This window comes from Mesorhizobium sp. WSM4976 (assembly GCF_029625685.1).
Lineage (GTDB): Bacteria > Pseudomonadota > Alphaproteobacteria > Rhizobiales > Rhizobiaceae > Mesorhizobium.
The window spans coordinates 23,715-46,419 of record NZ_JARTVT010000022.1 but is presented as its reverse complement, the minus strand read 5'-3'; the positions used below and the strand labels follow the sequence as shown (position 1 = coordinate 46,419).

The 22,705-nt window shown below is 63.6% G+C and carries 24 protein-coding genes; 15 read left to right on the top strand and 9 right to left on the bottom strand.

Features of this window, described 5'->3' with window-relative positions; genetic code table 11:
• Window positions 1-114: 114 nt before the first annotated feature.
• A complete protein-coding gene (gene queF / locus P9272_RS24855) occupies window positions 115-576 on the bottom strand; it encodes a preQ(1) synthase (RefSeq protein ID WP_027168055.1) in 462 nt (153 codons plus the stop codon).
• Window positions 577-782: 206 nt separating this feature from the next.
• Between queF and P9272_RS24850 the strand changes: the two genes are divergently transcribed.
• The 8 genes from P9272_RS24850 (at window position 783) to P9272_RS24815 (ending at window position 9,960) form a co-directional block, all read left to right on the top strand.
• Window positions 783-2,828 (top strand): NADH:flavin oxidoreductase, encoded by a 2,046-nt coding sequence (locus P9272_RS24850; protein WP_278162569.1) that lies wholly within the window; start codon window positions 783-785, stop codon window positions 2,826-2,828.
• A 192-nt stretch (window positions 2,829-3,020) separates the two neighbouring features.
• Entirely contained in the window at window positions 3,021-3,794 is a 774-nt protein-coding gene (locus tag P9272_RS24845; RefSeq protein WP_278162568.1) for a glucose 1-dehydrogenase, read from the top strand.
• Between the two features lie 99 nt (window positions 3,795-3,893).
• Window positions 3,894-5,216, top strand: a complete 1,323-nt coding sequence (hisD, locus tag P9272_RS24840; protein WP_278162567.1) for a histidinol dehydrogenase — start codon at window positions 3,894-3,896, stop codon at window positions 5,214-5,216.
• 12 nt (window positions 5,217-5,228) lie between these two features.
• On the top strand, window positions 5,229-6,251 hold the full coding sequence (locus P9272_RS24835; RefSeq protein ID WP_278162566.1) for an alcohol dehydrogenase catalytic domain-containing protein: 1,023 nt from the start codon (window positions 5,229-5,231) through the stop codon (window positions 6,249-6,251).
• Window positions 6,252-6,282: 31 nt separating this feature from the next.
• Window positions 6,283-7,014, top strand: a complete 732-nt coding sequence (gene hutC / locus P9272_RS24830; protein ID WP_278162565.1) for a histidine utilization repressor — start codon at window positions 6,283-6,285, stop codon at window positions 7,012-7,014.
• 273 nt (window positions 7,015-7,287) lie between these two features.
• Window positions 7,288-8,289 carry an ABC transporter substrate-binding protein gene (locus P9272_RS24825; protein WP_278162637.1) on the top strand — a complete coding sequence of 334 codons (1,002 nt, stop codon included), beginning with the start codon at window positions 7,288-7,290 and terminating at the stop codon, window positions 8,287-8,289.
• A gap of 80 nt (window positions 8,290-8,369) precedes the next feature.
• Window positions 8,370-9,164 carry an ABC transporter permease gene (locus P9272_RS24820; protein WP_128259479.1) on the top strand — a complete coding sequence of 265 codons (795 nt, stop codon included), beginning with the start codon at window positions 8,370-8,372 and terminating at the stop codon, window positions 9,162-9,164.
• A gap of 13 nt (window positions 9,165-9,177) precedes the next feature.
• On the top strand, window positions 9,178-9,960 hold the full coding sequence (locus tag P9272_RS24815; RefSeq protein WP_278162564.1) for an ABC transporter ATP-binding protein: 783 nt from the start codon (window positions 9,178-9,180) through the stop codon (window positions 9,958-9,960).
• 127 nt (window positions 9,961-10,087) lie between these two features.
• Here the strand turns inward: P9272_RS24815 and P9272_RS24810 are convergent, their stop codons facing one another.
• On the bottom strand, window positions 10,088-10,495 hold the full coding sequence (locus P9272_RS24810; RefSeq protein ID WP_278162563.1) for a hypothetical protein: 408 nt from the start codon (window positions 10,493-10,495) through the stop codon (window positions 10,088-10,090).
• 142 nt (window positions 10,496-10,637) lie between these two features.
• On the opposite strand from P9272_RS24810, the gene P9272_RS24805 reads away from it, so the two are divergent.
• Entirely contained in the window at window positions 10,638-11,075 is a 438-nt protein-coding gene (locus tag P9272_RS24805; protein ID WP_278162562.1) for a MarR family winged helix-turn-helix transcriptional regulator, read from the top strand.
• Between the two features lie 96 nt (window positions 11,076-11,171).
• On the opposite strand, the gene P9272_RS24800 is transcribed toward P9272_RS24805, so the two are convergent.
• Genes P9272_RS24800 through P9272_RS24790 form a run of 3 tightly spaced genes read right to left on the bottom strand, consistent with a single transcriptional unit; the run spans window position 11,172 to window position 13,918 of the window.
• Complete coding sequence (locus P9272_RS24800; RefSeq protein ID WP_278162561.1) at window positions 11,172-11,570, bottom strand: hypothetical protein; 399 nt, start codon at window positions 11,568-11,570, stop codon at window positions 11,172-11,174.
• Window positions 11,558-11,791: a polysaccharide deacetylase family protein gene (locus P9272_RS24795; protein ID WP_278162560.1), complete on the bottom strand. Its 234-nt coding sequence runs from the start codon at window positions 11,789-11,791 to the stop codon at window positions 11,558-11,560. The genes P9272_RS24800 and P9272_RS24795 overlap by 13 nt, the downstream gene beginning before the upstream one ends.
• Window positions 11,792-11,848: 57 nt before the next feature.
• Window positions 11,849-13,918 (bottom strand): EAL domain-containing protein, encoded by a 2,070-nt coding sequence (locus P9272_RS24790; RefSeq protein WP_278162559.1) that lies wholly within the window; start codon window positions 13,916-13,918, stop codon window positions 11,849-11,851.
• 300 nt (window positions 13,919-14,218) lie between these two features.
• On the opposite strand from P9272_RS24790, the gene P9272_RS24785 reads away from it, so the two are divergent.
• Window positions 14,219-15,406, top strand: coding sequence for a glycine C-acetyltransferase (locus tag P9272_RS24785; RefSeq protein ID WP_128259416.1), 1,188 nt, complete (start codon window positions 14,219-14,221; stop codon window positions 15,404-15,406).
• A 52-nt stretch (window positions 15,407-15,458) separates the two neighbouring features.
• Window positions 15,459-16,493: an L-threonine 3-dehydrogenase gene (gene tdh, locus P9272_RS24780; protein WP_128259415.1), complete on the top strand. Its 1,035-nt coding sequence runs from the start codon at window positions 15,459-15,461 to the stop codon at window positions 16,491-16,493.
• Window positions 16,494-16,550: 57 nt separating this feature from the next.
• On the opposite strand, the gene P9272_RS24775 is transcribed toward tdh, so the two are convergent.
• Window positions 16,551-16,991: a MarR family transcriptional regulator gene (locus P9272_RS24775; protein WP_128259478.1), complete on the bottom strand. Its 441-nt coding sequence runs from the start codon at window positions 16,989-16,991 to the stop codon at window positions 16,551-16,553.
• Window positions 16,992-17,105: 114 nt separating this feature from the next.
• Here P9272_RS24775 and hmgA point away from each other — a divergent pair, with 114 nt between their 5' ends.
• The 4 genes from hmgA to P9272_RS24755 are packed head-to-tail and all read left to right on the top strand — an operon-like array spanning window position 17,106 to window position 20,899.
• A complete protein-coding gene (hmgA, locus tag P9272_RS24770) occupies window positions 17,106-18,419 on the top strand; it encodes a homogentisate 1,2-dioxygenase (RefSeq protein ID WP_128259414.1) in 1,314 nt (437 codons plus the stop codon).
• Window positions 18,416-19,318, top strand: coding sequence for an MBL fold metallo-hydrolase (locus tag P9272_RS24765; RefSeq protein ID WP_278162557.1), 903 nt, complete (start codon window positions 18,416-18,418; stop codon window positions 19,316-19,318). Before hmgA ends, P9272_RS24765 begins: the two co-directional genes overlap by 4 nt.
• Window positions 19,315-20,328: a fumarylacetoacetate hydrolase family protein gene (locus tag P9272_RS24760; protein WP_278162556.1), complete on the top strand. Its 1,014-nt coding sequence runs from the start codon at window positions 19,315-19,317 to the stop codon at window positions 20,326-20,328. Before P9272_RS24765 ends, P9272_RS24760 begins: the two co-directional genes overlap by 4 nt.
• Before the next feature lie 28 nt (window positions 20,329-20,356).
• Window positions 20,357-20,899, top strand: a complete 543-nt coding sequence (locus P9272_RS24755) for a DinB family protein (RefSeq protein WP_128259411.1) — start codon at window positions 20,357-20,359, stop codon at window positions 20,897-20,899.
• Here P9272_RS24755 and P9272_RS24750 read toward each other — a convergent pair.
• The 3 genes from P9272_RS24750 to hppD all read right to left on the bottom strand — a co-directional run bounded on the left by P9272_RS24750 (window position 20,896) and on the right by hppD (window position 22,680).
• Window positions 20,896-21,273 (bottom strand): type II toxin-antitoxin system VapC family toxin, encoded by a 378-nt coding sequence (locus P9272_RS24750; protein WP_278162555.1) that lies wholly within the window; start codon window positions 21,271-21,273, stop codon window positions 20,896-20,898. The two genes, P9272_RS24755 and P9272_RS24750, sit on opposite strands and share 4 nt — an antisense overlap.
• Window positions 21,270-21,494 (bottom strand): type II toxin-antitoxin system prevent-host-death family antitoxin, encoded by a 225-nt coding sequence (locus P9272_RS24745; RefSeq protein WP_128259409.1) that lies wholly within the window; start codon window positions 21,492-21,494, stop codon window positions 21,270-21,272. The genes P9272_RS24750 and P9272_RS24745 overlap by 4 nt, the downstream gene beginning before the upstream one ends.
• 70 nt (window positions 21,495-21,564) lie before the next feature.
• Entirely contained in the window at window positions 21,565-22,680 is a 1,116-nt protein-coding gene (gene hppD / locus P9272_RS24740) for a 4-hydroxyphenylpyruvate dioxygenase (protein WP_278162554.1), read from the bottom strand.
• Window positions 22,681-22,705: the final 25 nt, after the last annotated feature.

Genomic DNA, 22,705 nt, shown 5'->3' with positions numbered 1-22,705 from the left:
TCTCCGACGTTGCAGGATAAGCGGGACACCGAAGCTGCCAATCTCCCTCCTCGTGGGGGAGATGTCCGGCAGGACAGAGAGGGGCGCTGTCCTGCCAGCCTTTTGCGAAAAATTTCAACCTCTCCCGCGATAGGGCGCGACGCCCGTGTCGGGCAGCCATACGTCCTTGGGCGGGGCGCCGGTCTGCCAAAAGACATCGATCGGGATGCCGCCGCGCGGGAACCAGTAGCCGCCGACGCGCAGCCAGAGCGGCTTCGTCGCTTCCACGATGCGGCGGCCGATCATCACGGTGCATTCCTCATGGAAGGCGCCATGATTGCGGAACGAGGTCATGAACAGCTTCAGCGACTTCGATTCGACCAGCGTCTTGTCGGGCGCGTAGTCGATGACGATGTGGGCGAAGTCGGGCTGGCCGGTGACCGGGCAGAGCGAGGTGAATTCGGGGCAGGTGAAGCGCACGATCGCCGGCGGGCCGTCGCCGCGCTGGAACGGCACGGTCTCCAGGACCGCCTGTTCGGGGCTCTGTGGCGTCTCGACGTGCTTGCCGAGCTGGGTGAGGTTCTTGGCATCGGTCATGGGCGGCTCCTTGCTGCCGTCCAAGGTCCGGACGGCAGCCAAACAAAGCGGAAATTGCGCCGCAACCTTTCGGAAGCGGCGGGTTTGGGTCGCTCAATAGCATCGGACCGAAAAGTGCGCAGCGGTTTTTGGACGAATCCGACGCGTGAAATGGAAGCGGGAGCGGCGCGCGACGCTCCCGTGCAATGTGAAACGACAGGAAGACGATGACCAGCAACGACCCGCTTCTCCAACCCTACCAGCTCAAGCACCTGACGCTGAAGAACCGGGTGATGTCGACCAGCCATGAGCCGGCCTATTCTGAGGACGGCATGCCGAAGGAGCGCTACCGGCTCTACCATGCCGAGAAGGCCAAGGGCGGCATGGCGCTCACCATGACGGCGGGCTCGGCTATCGTCTCGCGCGACAGCCCGGCCGCCTTCGGCAATCTGCATGTTTATGACGACCGTATCGTGCCCTGGCTCGCCGAACTGGCGGATGCCTGCCACGAGCATGACTGCAAGGTGATGATCCAGATTACCCATCTCGGCCGCCGCACCGGATGGAACAAGGCCGACTGGCTGCCGGTGCTGTCGGCTTCGCCCGTGCGCGAGCCGGCGCATCGCGCGTTTCCGAAGACTATCGAGGAGTGGGATATCGAGCGCATCGTCGCAGACTACGCCTCGGCCGCGCAGCGCTGTCAGGCGGCCGGCCTCGACGGCATCGAATTCGAATCCTACGGGCATCTGATGGATGGTTTCTGGTCGCCCTTGACCAATCATCGCGACGACGAGTTCGGCGGCTCGCTCGAGAACCGGCTGCGCTTCACCGACATGGTGCTCGACGCCGTGCGCGCGGCGGTCGGCAAAGAATTCATCGTCGGCATCCGCATGGTCGCCGACGAGGATCTCGAGAACGGCATCTCGAAGGAAGTCGGTGTCGAGATCGCCAGGCGGCTTGCCAATTCCGGCAAGGTCGACTTCCTCAACATTATCCGCGGCACGATCGAGACCGATGCGTCGCTGACCAAGGTCATCCCCGTGACCGGCATGCGGTCCTCGCCGCATCTCGATTTCGCCGGCGAGGTGAGGGCGGCGACCAAGTTCCCGACCTTCCATGCCGCGCGCATTTCCGATGTCGCCACTGCGCGCCATGCCATCGCCACCGGCAAGCTCGACATGGTCGGCATGACGCGCGCCCATATCGCCGATCCGCACATTGTGAAGAAGGTGATGGAAGGCCGCGAGCACGAGATCCGGCCATGCGTCGGCGCCACCTATTGCCTCGACCGCATCTATGAGGGCGGCGAGGCGCTGTGCGTTCACAACGCCGCGACCGGCCGCGAAGCGACCATTCCGCACATCATTGCCAAGAGCGAAGGACCGAAGAAGAAAGTCGTGGTGGTGGGCGCCGGCGCGGGTGGCCTTGAAGCCGCGCGCGTCGCGGCCGAACGCGGCCACCGAGTGACGGTGCTCGAAGCCTCCAGTCTGGCGGGCGGCCAGGTGAGGCTGGCGACCCAGAACCCACGCCGCAAGGAGCTGATCGGCATTATCGACTGGCGGTTGGCCGAGCTCGACCGCCTCGGCGTCGAGATCCGCTACGACACCTGGGCCGAGAAGGACGATGTGCTTGCGCTGGGACCGGATGTTGTGATCGTTGCGACCGGCGGCATGCCGCAGAACCCGCCGCTGACGGCCGGCGACAATCTCGTCACATCGAGCTGGGACATCATGGCAGGCTCCGTCAAGCCGGCCGAGAACGTGCTGCTCTATGACGACAATGGTGGCCATCAGGGCATGGGCGCCGCCGAGCTCATCGCCAACAGTGGCTCCAGGCTGGAACTGGTCTCGCCGGAGCGCTTCTTCGCGCCGGAAATGGGCGGCATGAACCACGTTCCTTATATGCGTTCCTTCCACGAGAAAGGCGTCACCGTCACTATCAACACAAGGCTGCGTTCGGTGCGGCGCGAGGGCAACCAGCTCGTCGCCGAGCTCGCCTCGGATTTCGCCGACGGCTGGCGCGGGGAAAGGCGTGTCGACCAGGTGGTGGTTGAGCATGGCACAGCACCGCTAGACGACCTCTATCTTGCGCTGAAACCACTGTCGAAGAATGGCGGCGCGGTCGACTATGAGCGTCTGGTGAAGGGCGGCGACATCTTCCCCGCGCGCAATGCTGAAGGCGGTTTCGTGCTGTTTCGCATCGGCGACGCGGTCGCCTCGCGCAACATCCACGCCGCCATCTATGACGGCATCCGGTTCGGGATAAGGATCTGACTGACAGGCCGCGGCGCGAAATCGCGGCGGCGGCAAAAGCGGCGGACAGGATCGCGGTATCGCTGCGGGGTAGGCACCCCAGCCAATCCTGCTGCGGCGCTCAAAATTCATTTGTATATGCTTGTATGTATAACCAATGATCGGTTAGTCTCGCGGGCGAGGGCAGGCCGGCAAGGCCAAGGAAGGATCGACATGCGCAATGCTTCCCTCTTCGACCTGTCGGGCAGGAAGGCGCTCGTCACCGGCGCCAGCCGCGGCATCGGGCGCGGCATCGCCGAGGCGCTGAGCGCCGCTGGTGCCGCTGTCGCCGTCACGGCGCGCAGCCTTGATTCTCTGGAGGAGACGACGGCGGCGATCCGGGCTGCCGGCGGGGTGGCGCATGCCATCGCCCTTGACGTCACAGACGTCGCCTGCTGCCGCGCCGCAACCGCCGAGGCCGCCAACCTGCTTGGCGGTCTCGATATCCTGGTCAACAATGCCGGCATGGAAGAGGTCAGGCCTTCGCTCGATGTCGATGAAGCGCTCTGGGACCGGATCGTCGACACCAACCTCAAGGGGGCTTTCTTCTGTGCCCAGGCCGGTGCCCGCCACATGCGCGATGCCAGACGGCCCGGCGCCATCATCAACCTGTGCTCGCTGACCTCGGAAGTCGGCATCCCCACGGCCGTGCCCTACGGTTCGTCGAAGTCGGGCCTGCTCGGCATGACACGGGCGCTGGCGGCGGAATGGGCGGGTCTCGGAATCAGGGTCAATGCGATTGCTCCAGGCTATTTCAGGACGGCGATGACCGAGGTGTTCTACGCCGACGAGGCGTGGCAGCAGTCGATGCTCGCCAAGATCCCGCAGCATCGCTTCGGCGACCTTTCGGATCTGCATGGCATCGCGGTGTTCCTGGCCTCGGACGCGTCGGCCTACATCACCGGGCAGTGCTTTCCGGTGGATGGCGGCTTTCTTGCCTCGATCTGAGGCAGTCTGCCGTGGCCGGCCCGCCGGAGGATGCAGAAAAATGCTGGCGAGCATTATACATACATGTATATACTTTTCTCGCATATCTGAGGAGCAGCCATGTCCGAAGTCAGCTTCCACGACCTCTCATCCGCCAGCGCCGAACAGCGGGCGAGCCTGCTGAAGCGCGCCGAAGCCGACCTTTCCGTTTTCGTCGAGCAAGTCCGCCCGATCCTCGAGGCGGTCAGGACAGAAGGCGACGCGGCCTTGCTCCGTTTCGTCAGGGATCTGGACAAGGCCGATGTGGCCGCGGGCAATCTTAAGGTTCCAGAAGGGGAGTTCGACGCTGCCTTCGGCAAGGTCGACAAGGATGTCGTCGACAGCATCCGCTTCGGTATCGCAAACATCAGGCATTTCCATGAGGAGCAGCGTCCCGAGACGATGTGGCTCAAGGAGGTCCGCCCCGGCGCCTATGCCGGCGACCGCTACACGCCGATCGCCTCCGTCGCGCTGTACGTCCCGCGGGGCAAGGGCGCCTTTCCGTCGGTGACCATGATGACCTCGGTTCCGGCCGTCATCGCCGGCGTGCCGCAGATCGCCATCGTGACGCCGCCGACCGCGGACGGTTCCGTCGATGCAGCGACGCTCGTCGCCGCCCGCCTAGCCGGGGTCGAGACCGTCTACAAATGTGGCGGGGCGCATGCCGTTGCGGCCGTCGCGTACGGCACCGAGACGGTGAAGCCCGCGCTCAAGATCGTCGGACCGGGCAGTCCCTGGGTGGTTGCGGCAAAGAGCCTGCTGTCCTCGATCATCGACACCGGTCTTCCAGCCGGTCCGTCGGAAGCGATCATATTCGCAGACGACAGCGTCGACGGCGGCCTCGCCGCGCTCGACCTTTTGATCGAGGCCGAGCACGGACCGGATTCCTCTGCCTATCTCGTGACGCACAGCCGCAAGGTCGCCGACGCCGCCGTGGCGGCACTTCCCGACCACTGGTCCCGTATGAGCGAGCAGCGGGTCGAGTTTTCGCGCGCGGTGCTGACCGGCAAGCGCGGCGGCATCGTGCTGACCGCCTCGTTGGAGGACAGCTACCGCTTCATCAACGACTATGCGCCCGAGCATCTGGAGATCCTGTCCAAGGAGCCGTTCGCGCATCTCGGCCACATTACCGAGGCGGCCGAGATCCTCATGGGGCCGCACACGCCGGTGACGCTCGCCAATTTCGTCCTCGGGCCGAATGCGGTGCTGCCGACCAGCCGCTGGGCACGCACTTACGGACCGCTTTCGGTGACGGATTTCCTCAAGCGCTCGTCGGTCGGCTATGTGACCTCGGCCGCCTATCCGGAGCTTGCCGGCCATGCCCGCAGGCTTGCCCGCTACGAGGGGTTCAGCTCGCATGAGAACGCGGTCTCGGAAATCCGCGACCGCTATCTCGGCGCCTGACGGGCCGGAGCGATGAAGGCCGCCAGACTTCATGGACCCGGCGACCTGCGTGTCGAGGATATCGCCGCGCCAGGCGCCCCCGAGGCGGGCTGGGTGAAGCTCAATGTCGACGCCGCCGGCATCTGCGGCTCCGACCTCCACAATTTCCGCACCGGACAATGGATAAGCCGCGCGCCGTCCACGGCCGGCCATGAGCTGACCGGCACGGTGGTGGCGGTCGGCGCGGGCGTCGACGCCGTCAGCCTGGGAGACCGGGTCGTCGCCGATTCCCGTTTCTGGTGCGGAGAATGCGTGCAATGCCGCGCAGGCAGGCGTCATCTGTGTGCCTCGCTGGGCTTCGTCGGCGAAGTATGCGACGGCGGCTTTGCCGAGGAGGCGGTGCTGCCGGCGCGCCTGCTGCATGTCATCGACGCCGCGCTCGACGAAAGGGTGGCGGCGATGGCCGAGCCGCTCGCAGTCGCACTGCACGCCGTGCGTCGCTTGCCGAAGACCGCGGGTTCGGTGCTTGTCGTCGGCTGCGGTACTATCGGCGGCCTGGCGGCACTGCTCTTGTCGCGGACGTTCTCAGGCAGGGTCCTGATCGCCGACCGTAACAAGGCCCGCTGCGAGCGTGTCGCCCGGGTGACCGGCGCCACCATCGTCGATCTCGACCGCGAGGTCATCGCCGCCGGAACCGCCGATGCGCCTTTGCTTGCGGCCGTCGAGGCGACCGGCAGCATCGCTGCGCTCAACCAGTTGCTGGGTGTTCTGGGCTCCGGCGCCACCGTGGCGCTGGTCGGCATTTTCCACGGCCGCCTCGACATCGACCCCAACATGCTGGTCGAGCGTGAGATCGCGTTGCTAGGATGCCACGCCTTTGCCGACGAGCTGCCCGACGCCATCGGGATGCTGGCGGAGCTGTCCGGATCGCTGATCAGCCTGATCGATCGCGAGATCGGCCTGGACGATATTCCCGCCGCTTATCAGCGTCTTTTGGCGGGGCAGGGCGATGGCTTGAAGACCATTATCCGGCTGCGGCAGCCTGCCGGCACCTGATTTCCGATGTTTGCCGGAAAGGACTTTTGAAATGAGTGCATTGCCCGATACGGCCAGCCCCCTCTACGAAAAGGTCAAGGAATATATCCTGACCAACATCGGAACCGGCAAGTGGAGCAAGGACCGCAAGCTGCCGTCCGAGAATGAATTCGTTGCGGCGCTCGGTGTGTCGCGCATGACCGTCCATCGCGCCTTACGGGAGTTGACATCGGCCGGCTTCCTGATCCGGCTGCAGGGCGTGGGGACGTTCATCGCGCCGCCCCGGCCGCAATCGACGCTGATCGAGATCAACAACATCGCGGCCGAGATCGTCGCGCGCGGCAACAGGCATCGCTCCGAGGTTCTCGTCCTCGAAAGGATCACTCCGACCAAGGAGCTCTCGCTGTCCTTCGAATTCGCCAGGCGCGCGTCGCTTTATCATTCGGTGGTCGTCAACTTCGAGAACGACCTGCCCGTGCAACTGGAAGAGCGCTTCGTCAATCCGAGCCTGATACCGGACTATGACAAGCAGGATTTCTCGAAAACGGCGACCTACGACTACTTAATGCAGAAGACCCCGGTGACCGAGGTCGAACATATCATTTCCGCGGTCCCGGCCGATGCCGAGACAGCGCGGCACCTCGCCATCGACATCGGCAGTTGCTGCCTTCTCCTGCATCGCCGGACATGGACGGGCGCGATCGTCGCCACCATCAGCAAGCTCACCTATGTCGGCAGCCGCTACTCGCTCGGCAGCCGCTATTCTCCGTCGCGCAGGGCCTGAAGCGGCCGGGACTATTCCCCTCGGCGCCAGTTGTGAGTGGAGCCCGCCCAGATGCTGCCAAGAACGCGGAAATCAGCCTCTCGAACTTGTATATGCATGTATGTATTTTAGCCTTGACATCCATCATCGCCGACGTTGAATATCGTTTCACTTCCGTCGACGTGGCAGGTAAGACGCCGAGGCACAGTGCCGCAAGAAGCAGAAGCCGCATTCTCACCGGACGGGACGTTTGGTTCAAAAAAGCGGTCTGAATCATCAAGGGGAACAAAGATGATGCGTAACCTCACAGGACAATTCCGTGCGCTGGTGTTGGCGGCCACCGTCGGCTTCGCCCCGCTGGCGCAAGCCGCCGATAAGGCGATTCCCACGACGCCCGAGGCTGGATCGTTCAAGATCGGCATCGAGCCGTGGCTGGGCTACGGCCAGTGGCATGTCGCCGAAGCCAAGGGCCTGTTCAAGGCAAGCGGTCTGTCGGACGTCCAGATCGTCAACTTCACCGAGGACAAGGACATCAACGCCGCCCTGGCGAGCGGCCAGCTCGACGCAGCGAACATCGCCACCCACACCGCCATGGGCATGGTTGCGGCCGGCCTGCCGGTCAAGATCGTGCTGCTGCTCGATGTCTCGATGACCGCCGACGCCATGATCGCCGGCAAGGACGTCAACTCTGTCGCCGATCTCAAGGGCAAGCAGGTCGCCTTCGAGGAAGGCACGACCAGTGACATCCTGCTGAAATACGCGCTGGCCAAGAACGGCATGTCGATCGCCGACGTCCAGCCGGTGCCGATGCCGGCCGCGGATGCCGGCAGCGCGCTGATCGCCGGCCGCGTCCCGGTCGCGGTCACCTACGAGCCTTATCTCACCACGGCCAGGGCGCAGAACAAGGACGTCAAGCTTCTCTTCACCGCCGGCGAGGATCCCGGCCTGATCAGCGACGTGTTGGTGGTGCGCGACGAGGTGATCAAGTCGCGTCCCGGCCAGGTGCTTGCCATGATCAAGGCCTGGGATGCGGCGCTCAAGGACTACAATGCCGACACGCCCGGCGGCCGCGCCATTATCTCCAAGGCGGTCGGCTCGAGCGTCGAGGACCTCAACACCGCCTTCGACGGCGTGCGCTACTATTCGCTTGCCGAGAACAAGGGCGCGCTGACGGGCGACTTTTCCACCAAGACGTTCGCCGACGTCGAGGCCGCCGCCAAGAATGCCGGACTGCTTCAGGCCGACGTGACGCCGGAGCAGATGATCGATCCGGCCTTCGTCAAGGCTGCGAAGTAGGCCGGGCGGTGGCGGTCGCCGAGATGCCTGACGAGCCTGCCGTCAAAGCGAGCCCGTCCGGCACGGCATCTGGGCCGGCAATGCGCCGCCGCCGATCCTCCGGGATCGGCGCGCCGATCGCGCGGTCCCGTTTCCTGATGATTGCGGTGGCCGTCTTCGCCGGTCTCGGCCTCGCCTGGTGGGCGGCGACAGGGCTCGACCTGGTCAAGCCGATCTTCCTGCCGTCCCCCGCCAGCGTGGCGACGCAACTCGGCAAGCTCTGGGCCGACGGCACGCTGTTCACCGACCTCGAGGCCTCGATCTACCGCATTTCGGTCGGCTTTCTCATCGCCTCGGTGCTCGCCATTCCAATCGGCGTGCTGATCGGCAGCTTCCGGACCTGGGAAGCGGCCATCGAGCCGCTGGTCGATTTCATTCGCTATATGCCGGTCGTCGCCTTCGTGCCGCTCTCCATCTTGTGGGCGGGGACAAGCGACGTCCAGAAATTCTTGATCATCTTCATCGGCACTTTCTTCCAGCAGGTGCTGATGATCATGGATAACGTCAAGCGCGTGCCGGCTGACTTCGTTGGCCTCGGCAGGACTCTCGGCCTGCCGGACCGCAAGATCCTGACGCGCATCGTGGTGCCCAGCGCCTTGCCGGGCATCTGGGATACGCTGCGCATCAGCCTGGGCTGGGCCTGGACCTGGCTCGTGCTGGCCGAACTCGTCGCGGCGACATCCGGCCTCGGCTATCGCATCACCGTCTCGCAGCGCTATTTCCAGACCAACACCATCATCGGCTACATCCTTCTGCTCGGCATTCTCGGCCTGATCACCGATCAGGTCATGAAAGCGCTTGGCAAGGTGCTGTTCCGCCAGGACAGCCGTTCATGACGAGGTCCGGCCGATGAATTCCCCCAAACTGCGGATCAAGGGGCTCCACAAGAGTTTCGGCACCGGAGCGCGGCGCACCGAAGTGCTACGCGACATCAACCTCGACCTCGCCGACAACGAGTTCGTGTCGCTGGTCGGCACGTCGGGCTGCGGCAAGAGCACGCTGCTGTCGATCGTCGCCGGACTGCAGGATTTCGACTCGGGCGAGCTTGACATCGACGGGTCGCCGATCCTGAAGCCAGGTCTCGATCGCGGCGTCGTCTTCCAGTCCTATACGCTGTTGCCCTGGCTGACGGCGCAGCAGAACATCGAGTTCGCGCTCAAGGCCGCCGGCCATGACCGCGCCACCTGCCGCAGGATCGCGCTCGAGCATCTCGACCTGGTCAAGCTTCCGCACTCGGCCAATCTCTATCCATCCGAACTTTCGGGTGGCATGAAGCAGCGCGTCGCCATTGCGCGCGCGCTTTCCTACCGCCCAAAGATGCTCTTGATGGACGAGCCCTTCGGTGCGCTCGATGCCCTGACCAGACATCAGATGCAGGAACTCCTGACCCAGATCTGGGAGGAGCACAGGCTGACCGTGCTTTTCGTCACCCACGACGTCGAAGAGGCTGTTTATCTGTCGGACCGCATTGTCGTGATGGGCATCGGCCCGGGGCGCATCATGCGGACTTTTGACGTCGACATCGAGCGCCCGCGCCGCGAAGAAGTCATGGAGAGCGCCGCCTTCATGGATCTGCAGCGCAATGTCCACAAGGCTATTCGCGAGGCGTCCAGGCGACCCGAAATGGTCTAGACCAGGCAATTGCTCTCGTCGTCCAGTCCGCCGGCCATGTGGGCGCGACGGACCGTTGCAAGGAGAGCCACCTGCCGCTTCGGTCCGTCGCGCGCCGCGCCCGGTCGGTTTCGCCGGCCGTGCGATGTCAAAACAGCTTGGCGGTGGCCATGCAAAACACGGTGACGACCAGCAATCCGCCCGCAATGCGTTCGCCTCGGGTCATCTTCGCCCGCAACTGGACCTGCGTCGCTTGATCGGCACTAGCCAACTGCCTGCTGGCGGAGGCCACAAGCGCGCCCTGCACGCCGGCCGCGATCAGCGCCGTCAAAATGCCGAGCGCCAGCGCCTTCTCCATCGGGCCGAACGCGCCCTGATGGAAGAAATACCAGAGCAGCAAGCCGGTCAGGAACACCAGGCCGGAGGCGCCGAGTTGTGGCCGGATGAAGCGCTCCGCCTTGATGTCGGGATCGCGGGCAACCGCAATGGTCGTGCCGGCCCAGAAAACGCCGGCCATCACGTGCAGGCCGATGACGACGATATAGAGATATTGCATGACCGTATTCCTCTCTGCCGCCCGCCACACGTCGCTGCCATGTCGCGACGCCATCAATTAGACAAAGTTAGATATCTAATGATTAGATGTCAATTCATGGAGCCGAGTTTCACCTTCTCATTGCATGCTCTACTGTCACGTCATGACACCGTTTGACCGCCCGCCCGTCGGCATGAATCTCGCCCGCACCTCGAAAGTGGTGGCGCAGGCCTTCGATGCCGCGCTGGTCGATGCTGGCGGCACGCTGCCGGTCTGGCTGACCCTGCTGTCGGTCAAGTCGAAGGAACTGGCCAACCAGCGCGAGCTTGCCGGCATGATCGGCATCCAGGGCGCGACGCTGACGCATCACCTAAACGCCATGGAAGCGCAGGGATTGCTGACGCGCCGCCGCGATCCCGAAAACCGCAGGGTCCACCAGGTGGCGCTGACCGAAGCCGGCGAGGCGCTGTTCGAAAAGCTCCGCCTTGCTGCCATCGCCTTTGACATGCGGCTGCGGGCCGGCATTCCCGATGATAGGCTGGCCGAATTCGCCGAGGTGCTTGCGATGCTCAGGCGGAACGCCGAGGCGCCTCAGTCGTAGCCCGCAATCGCGCCGAAGGCGTAGTGGCGCAGCCTGAGCGGCTCGATCAGCGCCGTCAGCTTCGCCTTGCCGTCGAAGGCGTCCTGGACCATTTCGTCATGCATGAGCAGGATCAGCTTGTTCGGCCTGGCGAAATGCGAACAGATGGTCGAGCTCGCTGACCAGATGGTCCACGCTCTGCACCGGCTTGCCGCTGTCCTCATGCATCCATTCGTGATCCCATCCGTATAGCCAGAATCCCGATGCTGCGACGAATCCGCAGTCCGGATCCTCTCGCCCAGCCTCCGCCAGCCCGAGCGAATTGTCGTCCTTCGAGTAATTGGGCAGCCGGAACACGTTGCGACCGGGCAGCCGTGCATAAACGGCCGGTTTCAGCCCTAGCACAACATAGGCCCGCAGCATGTCGGCGACCACGCCTTCGGTGTCGCCGTAGAAATGCCGGTAGTGATTATAGGCGTGGCTGTAGCTGTGGTTGCCGATCGTCACCAGCGGCATCGATTTCGCCCGCTGCAGCAGCGCCCGGCCGGTGCCGTCGCCTCGGCATGCATGCCGACCATGAACAAAGTCGCCGGCACCTGCTCGGCCTGGAGAACGTCGAGAATGTTGGCCGTACCGTTCTGCGGACCGTCGTCGAAAGTGAGGTAAATCGTATGATCGGCGGCAAAGGCGGGCCATGCGACAAGCAGCATGATCGGCAGGATATAACGAAGTGGCATTCGCAAAACCCGGTTGCGATCACGATAGGCCGCCTGGTTGGTTTGTTGGCGAAAGTGTTAGCCCAAGCTGCCCTGCAGCACTTTGAGCTTCGCCTTCTTCGGGCTGCGTGCCGCCAGCCATTCGCGCGCCTTGTCTTGCGGCATCGGGAAGGCGATGGAATAGCCCTGCACCTGGTCGCAGCCGATCGCCATCAGCGAGTCGAGCTCGGCCTCGGTCTCGGCGCCCTCGGCGACGATCGAGATGCCCAGCCCCCGGGCAAGCTCCGTGATGGCGCGCACGATCTTGCTGTTGTCACCGTTCTCGTTGATGTTCTGGACGAAGCGGCGGTCGATCTTCAGCCGGTCGATCTCGTTGGGGTTGACATGGCTTAGCGAAGCATAGCCCGTGCCGAAATCGTCCAGCTCCAGATGCACGCCGGCGGCGCGGATGTGGCGGAGCTTGGCGGCGATGCCCGTCTTCTCGTCGTCAAGGATGACGGACTCGACGATCTCCAGCGAAAGCTTCTGTGGCGCCAGTCCGGCGCGCTCCAGCGTGCCGAACAGGAACGTGTCGAAATCAGGCTCGCGCAGCTCCGTGCCCGAGACATTGACGGCGATGCGCCCGAAATCGATGCCGGCGCGGTCCCATTCGGCCGCCTCGTTGATCGCTTTGCTGATGACGATGCGGCCGATATCCGGCATGAAGCCGCATTTCTCGGCGACGGGAATGAACTCGCCGGGCGAGATCATGCCGCGGGTGGCGTGCTTCCAGCGCACCAGCGCCTCGATGCCGCCGATCTTGCCGCTGGTCAGCGACACCTGCGGCTGGAAATAGACCTCGAAGCTCCGGTCGGCGATCGCCGTGCGGATGTCCTGTTCGAGTTGCTTGCGGTAGTCGAGCTCGCGCCGCAGCTCCTCCGAGAAGAAGGAGAAATTGCCGCCGCCAAGCTTCTTGGCGGAATAGAGAGCTAGGTCGGCATGGACGAGCAGGTCCTGCGCATTATCGGCATCGACCGGATAGACCGCTATGCCGGCGCTGGCGCCAGGCATGATGGTCGTGCCCTGGAACGTGATAGGCTCGTTGATTTCGCCAAGGATGCGCTTGGCCAGCGCATGGATGTCCTCGGTGGTGCCGGCCCCGTTGAGGATCATGACGAACTCGTCGCCGCCGAGCCGCGCGCAGAGGTCCGACGCCCGGCAGGAATCGCGCATACGCTGCGCCGTTACCACCAGCACATAGTCGCCGGCGGCGTGTCCGAGCGTATCATTGATCTGCTTGAAGCGGTCGAGATCGAACTGGATCACCGCCAGGCGCTCCCGGCGCCGGTGCGCCCCCTTGATCAGGGTGTCGAAATGGTCGGTGAGGAAGGTGCGGTTGTGAAGACCGGTCAAGCCGTCATGCACGGCGATGAAGGCCATGGAATTGCGCGCGTCGACCAGCTCGCGCGTCTTGCGCAGGATGGCGTTGGACATAGGCCGGAAGATGAACAACGCCACCAGCACGATGACGCCGAGGGTGGCGAAGAACAGCGTGCGGTGCAGGTCGAGGATCTTGCTGGACTGCGCGTCGGCGAAGGCGCTGATGCGCTGGCCGAGCGCGGCGTAGCCCGACAGTGTCGCATTGGCGACGGCAGCATCGAGGCCGGCGCGTTCACCGCCGGCCTTGTAGCCGTCGCTCTGCATGCCGAGCTGCGACTCGAAGGACGAGACCAGCCGGTCGCCATTTGCGACGAGCCCGACCGAGAAATAATCGAGGTGGAACGGCTTGTTGAACAGCACATATTCGATCGACTTCGGATCGTTGCGTGCCGGCGACAACGGATCGGCGCCGGTCTCCTTGAGCAGCCGGTCGTAACTGGTTTCAAATTCGCCGGTCGCCTGCTTGAGCGCGGTGACCAGCGCCGGCTGCTTGTCGCGCGAGGCGGCGCCCGTAGCGCTTGCCAGGAAGACGATGCGCTGCGACAGCGCCTTCTGCGTCGAAACGATGTCGAGCAGGGCATCATTGTGCTGCTGCTGCGCCATCAACTGCTGCAGAAGAATGAAGGAGGCCACCACCATGGCGGCAATGATGGCGAGCGCCAGCCAGTAGCCGGTCTTGATGAGCAGGATCAGCTTGCGCGAAACGCTCTGCACTGGCTGCTGCGACATAATTTAAATGACCCTCCGGTCGACGGATTCCTGCCTTGGATGCGTGGCGGGAAAACGCTTGCCTTGAAAGGGTTAACAGCTCGGCAAGAGAGGCTGGACGCCATGATGGCGGCGCGACAAAGCTCGCAAGATGGTTATCATGTCCTTTCCGGCGCACAGCTTTTTGATCGCATTGCCGTCGCGCCGTTGCGAAGGATTGCCGTCCGGCTTTGGCGACGCCACAGAAGCGGTCGCTTTTGCGATGGATTTTTTGCAGCCATAGCGCGACAGTCCGGCCTCGAACCGAACAGGGCCGGACCCATGAGCAAAGCATTCCTTTCCCACATCGACAGCGAGCTCCAGGGCCTGAAATCGGCCGGGCTCTACAAATCCGAGCGGGTGATTTCCTCCATGCAGTCCGCCGAGATCGAGGTCGGCGGCGAAAAGGTGCTGAACTTCTGCGCCAACAACTATCTCGGCCTTGCCGACAGCCTGGACCTGCGCGACGCGGCAAAGCATGCGCTCGACCGCTACGGATACGGCATGGCTTCGGTGCGCTTCATCTGCGGCACGCAGGAAGAGCACAAGGAGCTCGAGGCGACGATCTCGTCCTTCCTCGGCATGGAGGACACCATCCTCTACTCTTCCTGTTTCGACGCCAATGGGGGCTTGTTCGAGACGCTGCTTGGAGAGGAGGACGCCATCATCTCCGACGCCTTGAACCACGCTTCTATCATTGACGGGGTCAGGCTCTCCAAGGCGAAACGCTTCCGCTACGCCAACAACGACATGGCCGATCTCGAGGCGCGGCTGAAGGAGGCGAAGGACTGCCGTTTCCGGCTGATCGCCACCGACGGCGTGTTCTCGATGGACGGCATCATCGCCAATTTGCGAGGCGTCTGCGATCTTGCCGAAAAGTACGACGCGATGGTCATGGTCGACGACAGCCACGCGGTCGGTTTCGTCGGCAGGAACGGCCGCGGCTCGGCCGAGCATTGCGGTGTCGAGGGCAGGGTGGACATCATCACCGGCACCCTAGGCAAGGCGCTGGGCGGGGCCTCCGGTGGCTACACGTCCGGCAAGAGGCAGGTGGTCGACTGGCTGCGCCAGCGCTCGCGGCCCTATCTCTTCTCCAACACGCTGATGCCGGCCATCGCCGGCGCTTCGATCAAGGTGTTCGACCTGGTCCGCAATGGCGACGCGCTGCGCCAGCGCCTATATGCCAATGCGGATCGCTTCCGCTCCAAGATGGGCAAGCTGGGCTTCACCCTGGCCGGCGCCGATCACCCGATCATCCCGGTGATGCTGGGCGACGCCGCCTTGGCGCAGGAGATGGCCGCGCGCATGCTGAAGCGCGGCATCTATGTCATTGGCTTCTCCTTCCCGGTGGTGCCGAAGGGCCAGGCGCGCATCCGCACGCAGATGTCGGCCGCCCATTCCAGCACCGACATCGATCGGGCGGTCGAGGCGTTTGGCGAGGTCGGCAGGGAGCTGGGTGTGATTTCGTGAACGGCTGGGGCTGAAAAACGGTCCCGGATCAAGCGATTCGAGGAAGAAAAGAATGTCCAACATGATGAAGGCGCTGGTGAAGGCCAAGGCCGAGCCGGGCATCTGGATGGAAGAGGTGCCGGTGCCGGAGATCGGTCCCAACGACGTGCTGATCAAGGTCAGGAAGACCGCGATCTGCGGCACCGACGTCCATATCTACAATTGGGATCAGTGGGCGCAAAAGACGGTGCCGGTGCCGATGGTGACCGGCCATGAATTCGTCGGCACCGTCGCCGACTACGGCGCCGCGGTCACCGAATATAAGGTCGGCCAGCGCGTCTCGGGCGAGGGCCACATCGTCTGCGGCCATTGCCGCAACTGCCGCGCGGGCAGGGGCCATCTTTGCCGCAACACCCTGGGCGTTGGCGTCAACCGCCCCGGTGCCTTCGGCGAATATATGGTTATCCCGCAGCACAATGTCGTACCGATCCCCGACGACGTTCCGGACGAGATCGCCGCCATCTTCGATCCGCTGGGAAATGCGGTTCACACCGCCCTGTCCTTCGACCTCGTCGGCGAGGACGTGCTGGTCACCGGCGCCGGCCCGATCGGCATCATGGGCGCGCTGGTGGCGCAATGCGTCGGCGCGCGAAAAGTCGTCATCACCGACATCAATCCGGTCCGGCTGGATCTGGCGCGCAAGCTTGGCGTGCAGCATGTGATCGACGCCTCGAAGGAGAAGCTGCGTGACGTCATGCCCTCGATCGGCATGAGCGAAGGGTTCGATGTCGGGCTGGAGATGTCGGGCGCCGCACCCGCCTTCCGCGACATGATCGACACCATGAACAATGGCGGCAAGATCGCCATTTTGGGCATCGCGCCCACCGGTTTCGAGATCGACTGGAACAAGGTCATCTTCAAGATGCTGCATCTGAAAGGCATCTACGGCCGCGAGATGTTCGAGACCTGGTACAAGATGATCGCGCTTGTGCAGGGACCATTGGACGTTTCCGGGCTGATCACGCACCGGATCGGCATCGACGATTTCCAGGTCGGTTTCGACGCGATGCGGAGCGGCAGCTCGGGCAAGGTGGTGATGGATTGGTAGGCTAGGAAGCGCCGCGATTCTTGACGCCCCTATCTGTCCCGCCCGCCTGTCAGCCTACTATCCTTCCAATGCCCTCTCCAGCGCCGTCACTCCGCGGACGATCGCTACGCGCTGTTCTTTGCCGAGTTTCGCCAGCAGTTCCCTTTCGAACGCCTTGGCCAGCGGTACCATCTCGCGATAGGCGGCGAGCCCCGCCTTGGTCAGCGCCAAGTGCTCGACCCGCCGATCTTTCTCGTCCGGCGTGCGCGTCAGCCAGCGGCGGCGCTCCAGCTCGGCCACGGCGCGCGAAACCTTGGTCTTGTGCATGGCTGACTGCTCGCCGAGCTCCGTCGCCGTCATCGTGCCGCGCTGAGCCAGCCCGGAGAGTGTGCGCCATTCCGGCCGCGTCAGGCCGTGTCGCTCCTTGTAGATCTTCGAAAATTCGCGGCTGACGGTATCGGCCAGCCGGTAGAGCCGGTACGGCAGGAAGCTTTCAAGATCGAGGATTTCGTATTCCATGGGCGCAGCGTCGTTGATAGTTACATTTTCGATGGTTACAAATGAAACCAGTTTGGTCAACATCGTCGGCGAGCCTTTGCCTAGCAGGGCCGAACCGGGATCAGGGAGGATCGGATGGGCTTTTCCTACATGCCGGGGTTCGGCAATGATTTCGAGACCGAGACGCTGCCCGGCTCGCTGCCGCAGGGCCGCAACTCCCCGCAGCGCCCGGCCTATGGGCTTTATGCCGAGCAGCTGTCCGGATCGCCTTTCACCGCGCCGCGCGGTACCAATGAGCGTTCCTGGCTCTACCGCATCCGCCCGAGCGTGAAACACACCGGCCGCTTCAAGGGCGCTAGCTACCCTTTGTGGAAGACAGGCCCCAATATCGGCGATCATGAGTTGGCGCTCGGCCAATACCGCTGGAACCCGACGCCGATGCCGAGCGAGCCGACGGACTTCATTTCCGGGATGCGCACCTTCACCACGGCCGGCGACGCGGTCGGCCAGTCCGGCATGGCCGCGCATGTCTATGTCGCCAACCGCTCGATGGTCGACGACCATTTCTTCAACGCAGACGGCGAATTGCTGATCGTGCCGCAGGTCGGCGCGCTGCGCTTCGTCACCGAGATGGGCGTGATCGAGCTTCGGCCCGGCGAGATCGCCGTGCTGCCGCGCGGACTCGTCTTCAAGGTCGAGCTCGCCGACAAGGAGGCGCGCGGCTATGTCTGCGAGAATTACGGCGCCAAGTTCACCATGCCGAACCGCGGCCCGATCGGCGCAAATTGCCTCGCTAATCCGCGCGACTTCAAGACGCCCTGCGCCTGGTTCGAGGAGAAGGAGACGCCGTGCCGGCTGATCGTCAAATGGTGCGGCACCTTCCATGTCACCGATCTCGGCCATTCGCCGCTCGACGTCGTCGCGTGGCACGGCAATTACGCGCCCTACAAATATGATCTGGCGACGTTTTCGCCGGTCGGCGCCATCCTGTTCGACCATCCCGATCCGTCGATCTTCACCGTGCTGACGGCCCCAAGCGGCGAGGAGGGCACCGCCAATGTCGACTTCGTCATCTTCCCGCCGCGCTGGCTGGTGGCGGAAAACACCTTTCGGCCGCCCTGGTACCACCGCAACATCATGAGCGAGTTCATGGGCCTGATTCACGGCCAGTACGACGCCAAGGAAGAAGGTTTTGTCCCCGGCGGGATCAGCCTGCACAACCAGATGCTGGCGCATGGGCCGGACGCGTCGGGTTTCGAGAAGGCGACGCGGGCCGACCTGAAGCCCGTCAAGCTCGACAACACCATGGCCTTCATGTTTGAGACGCGCTTTCCCCAGATGCTGACGCGCTATGCCGCCGAGCTCGGCACCTTGCAGGAGAACTACGTCGACTGCTGGGCCGACCTGAAGAAGCGCTTCAATGGCACGCCGGAGGGCGATTGGTCTTGAGCGCCGGCAAGGTGGTGGAACGTCTCGTCCTGCTCGGCTCCAAGGGCGGTCCGGCGATCCGGCCGGGCGGACCATGGCCGAGCTCCTCGCTGCTCGAGATCGGCGGACGAACCATTGTTGTCGATTGCGGGCTCGGCGTCACGCGCGCTCTGACCGATGCCGGGATCAGCCTCAAGGCGCTTGACCTGGTCTTCGTCACCCATCTCCACTCCGATCATGTGCTGGAGCTTGGACCGCTGATCCACACGGCTTGGACGGCGGGCCTCGCCACGCCGGTGACCGTCTATGGCCCCCCCGGCACCGGCCGTTATTGGCGGCATTTCTGCGAGGCGATGGAATTCGACATCGACATCCGTATCGTCGACGAGGGCCGGCCGGATATCAGGGGGTTGGTCTCAGTCGAGGAATTCGGCGAAGGATCGGTTGTGGAAGAGGGCGGCCTTACGGTGACGGCGTTGCGCGTTGACCATCCGCCGGTGACCGACTGTTTTGCGCTGCGTTTCGAGCATGGCGGCACAAGCGTGGCGTTCTCGGCCGACACGGCCTTCTTCCCGCCGCTGGCAGAGTTCGCGCGTAGCGCCGATATCCTCGTCCACGAAGCCATGCTGGAAGAAGGGGTGGAAAGGCTGGTCGCCCGGACCGGCAATGGCGCGCGGCTTCGCGAGCACCTCTTCGCCAGCCACAGCCTCGCCGAGGAAGCCGGTCGCATCGCCAGCGATGCTGGGGTGAAGAGACTGGTGCTCAATCACCTCATTCCCGCCGACGATCCAGCGATCGGCGACGCCGATTGGGTCGCCGCTGTCAGGAAAACTTGGCCGGGTGACTTGACGATCGCCCGCGACGGCCTTGTTGTACAACTAAGCGGCGCCAAAGCCGCGCGAGGAGAGGAAACCGCATGAAGCTTGCCACCTTGAAGAACGGGACGCGCGACGGGAAGCTGGTCGTGGTCTCGCGCGATCTGACGCGGTTCACCGATGCCTCCTTCCTGGTGTCGACGCTGCAGGCCGCGCTCGACGACTGGCGCCGCATTGCCCCGCATCTGGCGACGTTGGCGGAATCGCTCGAGACCAACGCGGTACCATCGGAGCGCTTCCATGAACACAATGCGCATTCGCCGCTGCCGCGGGCCTATCAGTGGGCGGACGGCTCTGCCTATGTGAACCATGTCGAGCTGGTGCGGAAGGCGCGCGGCGCCGAGATGCCGGCAAGCTTCTGGACCGATCCGCTGATCTACCAGGGCGGCTCGGATAGTTTTGTTCCGCCGCGCGATCCGATTCGCATGGCCGACGAAGCCTTCGGCATGGACATGGAGGCCGAGGTCGCCGTGATTATCGACGATGTGCCGATGGGCGCGAGCCTGGAAGAGGCGAGGGAGGCGATCCGCCTCGTCATGCTGGTCAACGACGTGACGCTGCGCGCCATCACCGGGCCGGAGCTGGCGAAAGGCTTCGGCTTCTTCCAGTCGAAACCGTCCTCGGCTTTCTCGCCGGTCGCGGTCACGCCCGACGAACTGGGCGATGCCTGGGATGGCGGCAAGGTCAGCTTGCCGCTGCTCGCCGATCTCAACGGCAAGCCCTTCGGCCGCGCTAACGCCGGCATTGACATGACCTTCGACTTCCCGGCGCTTATCACGCATGCCGCGAAGACCCGGACGCTCGCCGCCGGCACAATCATCGGCTCCGGCACCGTCTCCAACAAGCTGAATGGTGGCCCGGGCAAACCCGTCTCGGCCGGCGGCGCCGGCTATTCCTGCATCGCCGAATTGCGCATGATCGAGACCATCGAGAGCGGCGAACCGAAGACGCCCTTCCTGCGTTTCGGCGACACGGTGCGTATCGAGATGAAGGACAAAGCGGGCCATTCGATCTTCGGCGCCATCGAGCAGAAAGTCGAGAAATACGTCAAATAGACGCGAGCCGGGAGAGGAGGCCGAAACGGTGACCCTGCTCGAGCATCTGCGCCGCATGGCGCGCAACAATCTGTGGTCGAACGACCGGGTCTACCGCGCCGTGCTCGCGCTGCAGCCCGGCGAATTCGAGGCCGGGCGCGTCGGCTTTTTCCCATCGATCAGGGAGACGCTCAATCACATCCTCGCGGTCGATCTTCTCTATCTCGATTTCCTGACCGGTGGCGGTCTCGGCGCGGCGGCCTATGACGACTTCGCGCCGTTCGGCGATGCGGCAAGTCTGGTGGCTGCGCAGGCCGATTTCGACCGCAAGCTTGTCGCCTTCTGCGACGGTCTGTCGGAAGCCGATCTCGACCGCCGCGTCATCACCGACCGGCGCGACGACGGCAAGATCCCCGAACGCGTCGGCGACATCCTCGCCCACGTCTTCCTGCACGACATCCACCATCGCGGCCAGGTGCATGCGATGCTCTCCGGCACCTCGGTGGCGCCGCCGCAATTGGATGAGTTTCTGCTCGACTACGACATCAAGCTGAGAAAGGACGAGGTCGAGCGGCTGCGGCTGGAAAGTTAACCTAGCGCAACGTTGTACCTAGCAAAATGCGAGTCAGATGTCAGGATCGTCAGGTTCTCCATCTGGGCCTGTGCAATCAGCAGCCTATCGAACGGATCGCCATGGTGAGAAGGTAGATCGCCGACGGCGTGTGCATGCTGCAAGGTAACGGCGAGGGGCTGAAACCGCATTCTCGGAAGCAATGCCGGCAGGTCATCTGGCGCCTGAAGTTTTCCAATTGATCGTTTGAGGGCGATTTCCCAAACGCTTGCCGCGCTCGCGAACACCATGGCTTCCGAGTTCAGGATGGCGCGGTGTTGTTCGCTGAGACGTCTATCGTCCGAAATCGACCAGAGGATAATATGCGTATCGGCGAGAAACGGGCCTGTCGTCATTTGACGTACTCGTCCCATTCGGGACCGAGTTCGTCAAAGTCGTCCGCAATCCAGATCTTGCCCTTCAGGGCGCCGATACGCGGAAGCGGCTCGACCACCTCCGGAGGTACAATACGCGCGGCAACCTTGCCATGGCGCGTAAGCACGATCTCCTCGCCGGCTTCCGCGCGGCTTACGAGTTCCGACAATTTGGCCTTGGCTTCGGCGATGGAGACATTCATGGATGCGATCCAGTATGACCATAATTTAGGTCATAATTGTTCGTATCGCAAGCTATCCGAATCGGATTGTCTACGCCGCCTTGCCGCCCAGCTTGATCACGCCGCGCTTGATCTGGTCCTGCTCGATCGACTCGAACAGGGCGCGGAAATTGCCTTCGCCAAAGCCTTCGTCGCCTTTGCGCTGGATGAACTCGAAGAAGATCGGGCCGATCACGGTTTTCGAGAAGATCTGCAGCAGGATCTTGGTCATGCCGCCGTCGACCACGCCTTCGCCATCGATCAGGATGCCGTGCTTCTTCATGCGCTCGATCGGTTCGTCATGGCCATGCACGCGCTCATGCGACATCTCGTAATAGGTGTCGGGCGGGCCGGGCATGAACTTCAGCCCATTGTCTGCAAGCTTGTCGGTGGCCTCGTAGATCGCGTCCGTGCCGACGGCGATGTGCTGGATGCCCTCGCCGTTGTACCTCTTGAGGTACTCGGCGATCTGACTGGTCTCGTCCTTGGATTCGTTCAGCGGAATGCGGATCTTGCCGCAGGGCGAGGTAATGGCGCGGCTGACCAGGCCGGTGATCTTGCCGTCGATGTCGAAGAAATGGATCTGCTTGAAGCCGAACAGGTCGCGGTAGAAATCCCACCACTTGTCCATGTTGCCGCGATAGACATTGTGGGTGAGGTGATCCAGGAAATAGAAGCCGACGCCTTCGGGCTTGGGGTCGCGCTTGCCCAGCCACTCGAATTCGGCGTCATAGGCCGAGCCCTTGTCTCCATAGGATTCGATGAAGTAGAGCAGCGAGCCGCCGATGCCGACGATGGCCGGCACATCGAGCGCCTTGTCGGCGCCTTCATAGGGCGTTGCACCCTTCGAGACGGCATGGTCGAAAGCGTGCTTGGCATCGACCACGCGCCATGCCATCGAGGCGGCGCAGGGGCCGTGCTTCTCGACGAACTTCATCGCATGCGAGCCGGGTTCGGCATTGACGACGTAGTTGATGTCGCCCTGGCGCCAGACGGTGATGTCCTTGCTGCGATGCCTGGCCACAGCCGTATAGCCCATGCGGGTGAAAAGGTCGGCAAGCTTGGCGGGCTCCGTATGCGCAAACTCGACGAATTCGAAACCGTCGGTGCCGGCGGGATTTTGCTTGCTGATTTTCGCGGGCGGTGCGTCGTGCGGGAAGGGGCCCATGGCAGTCCTCCGAAAGCTGTGCGGC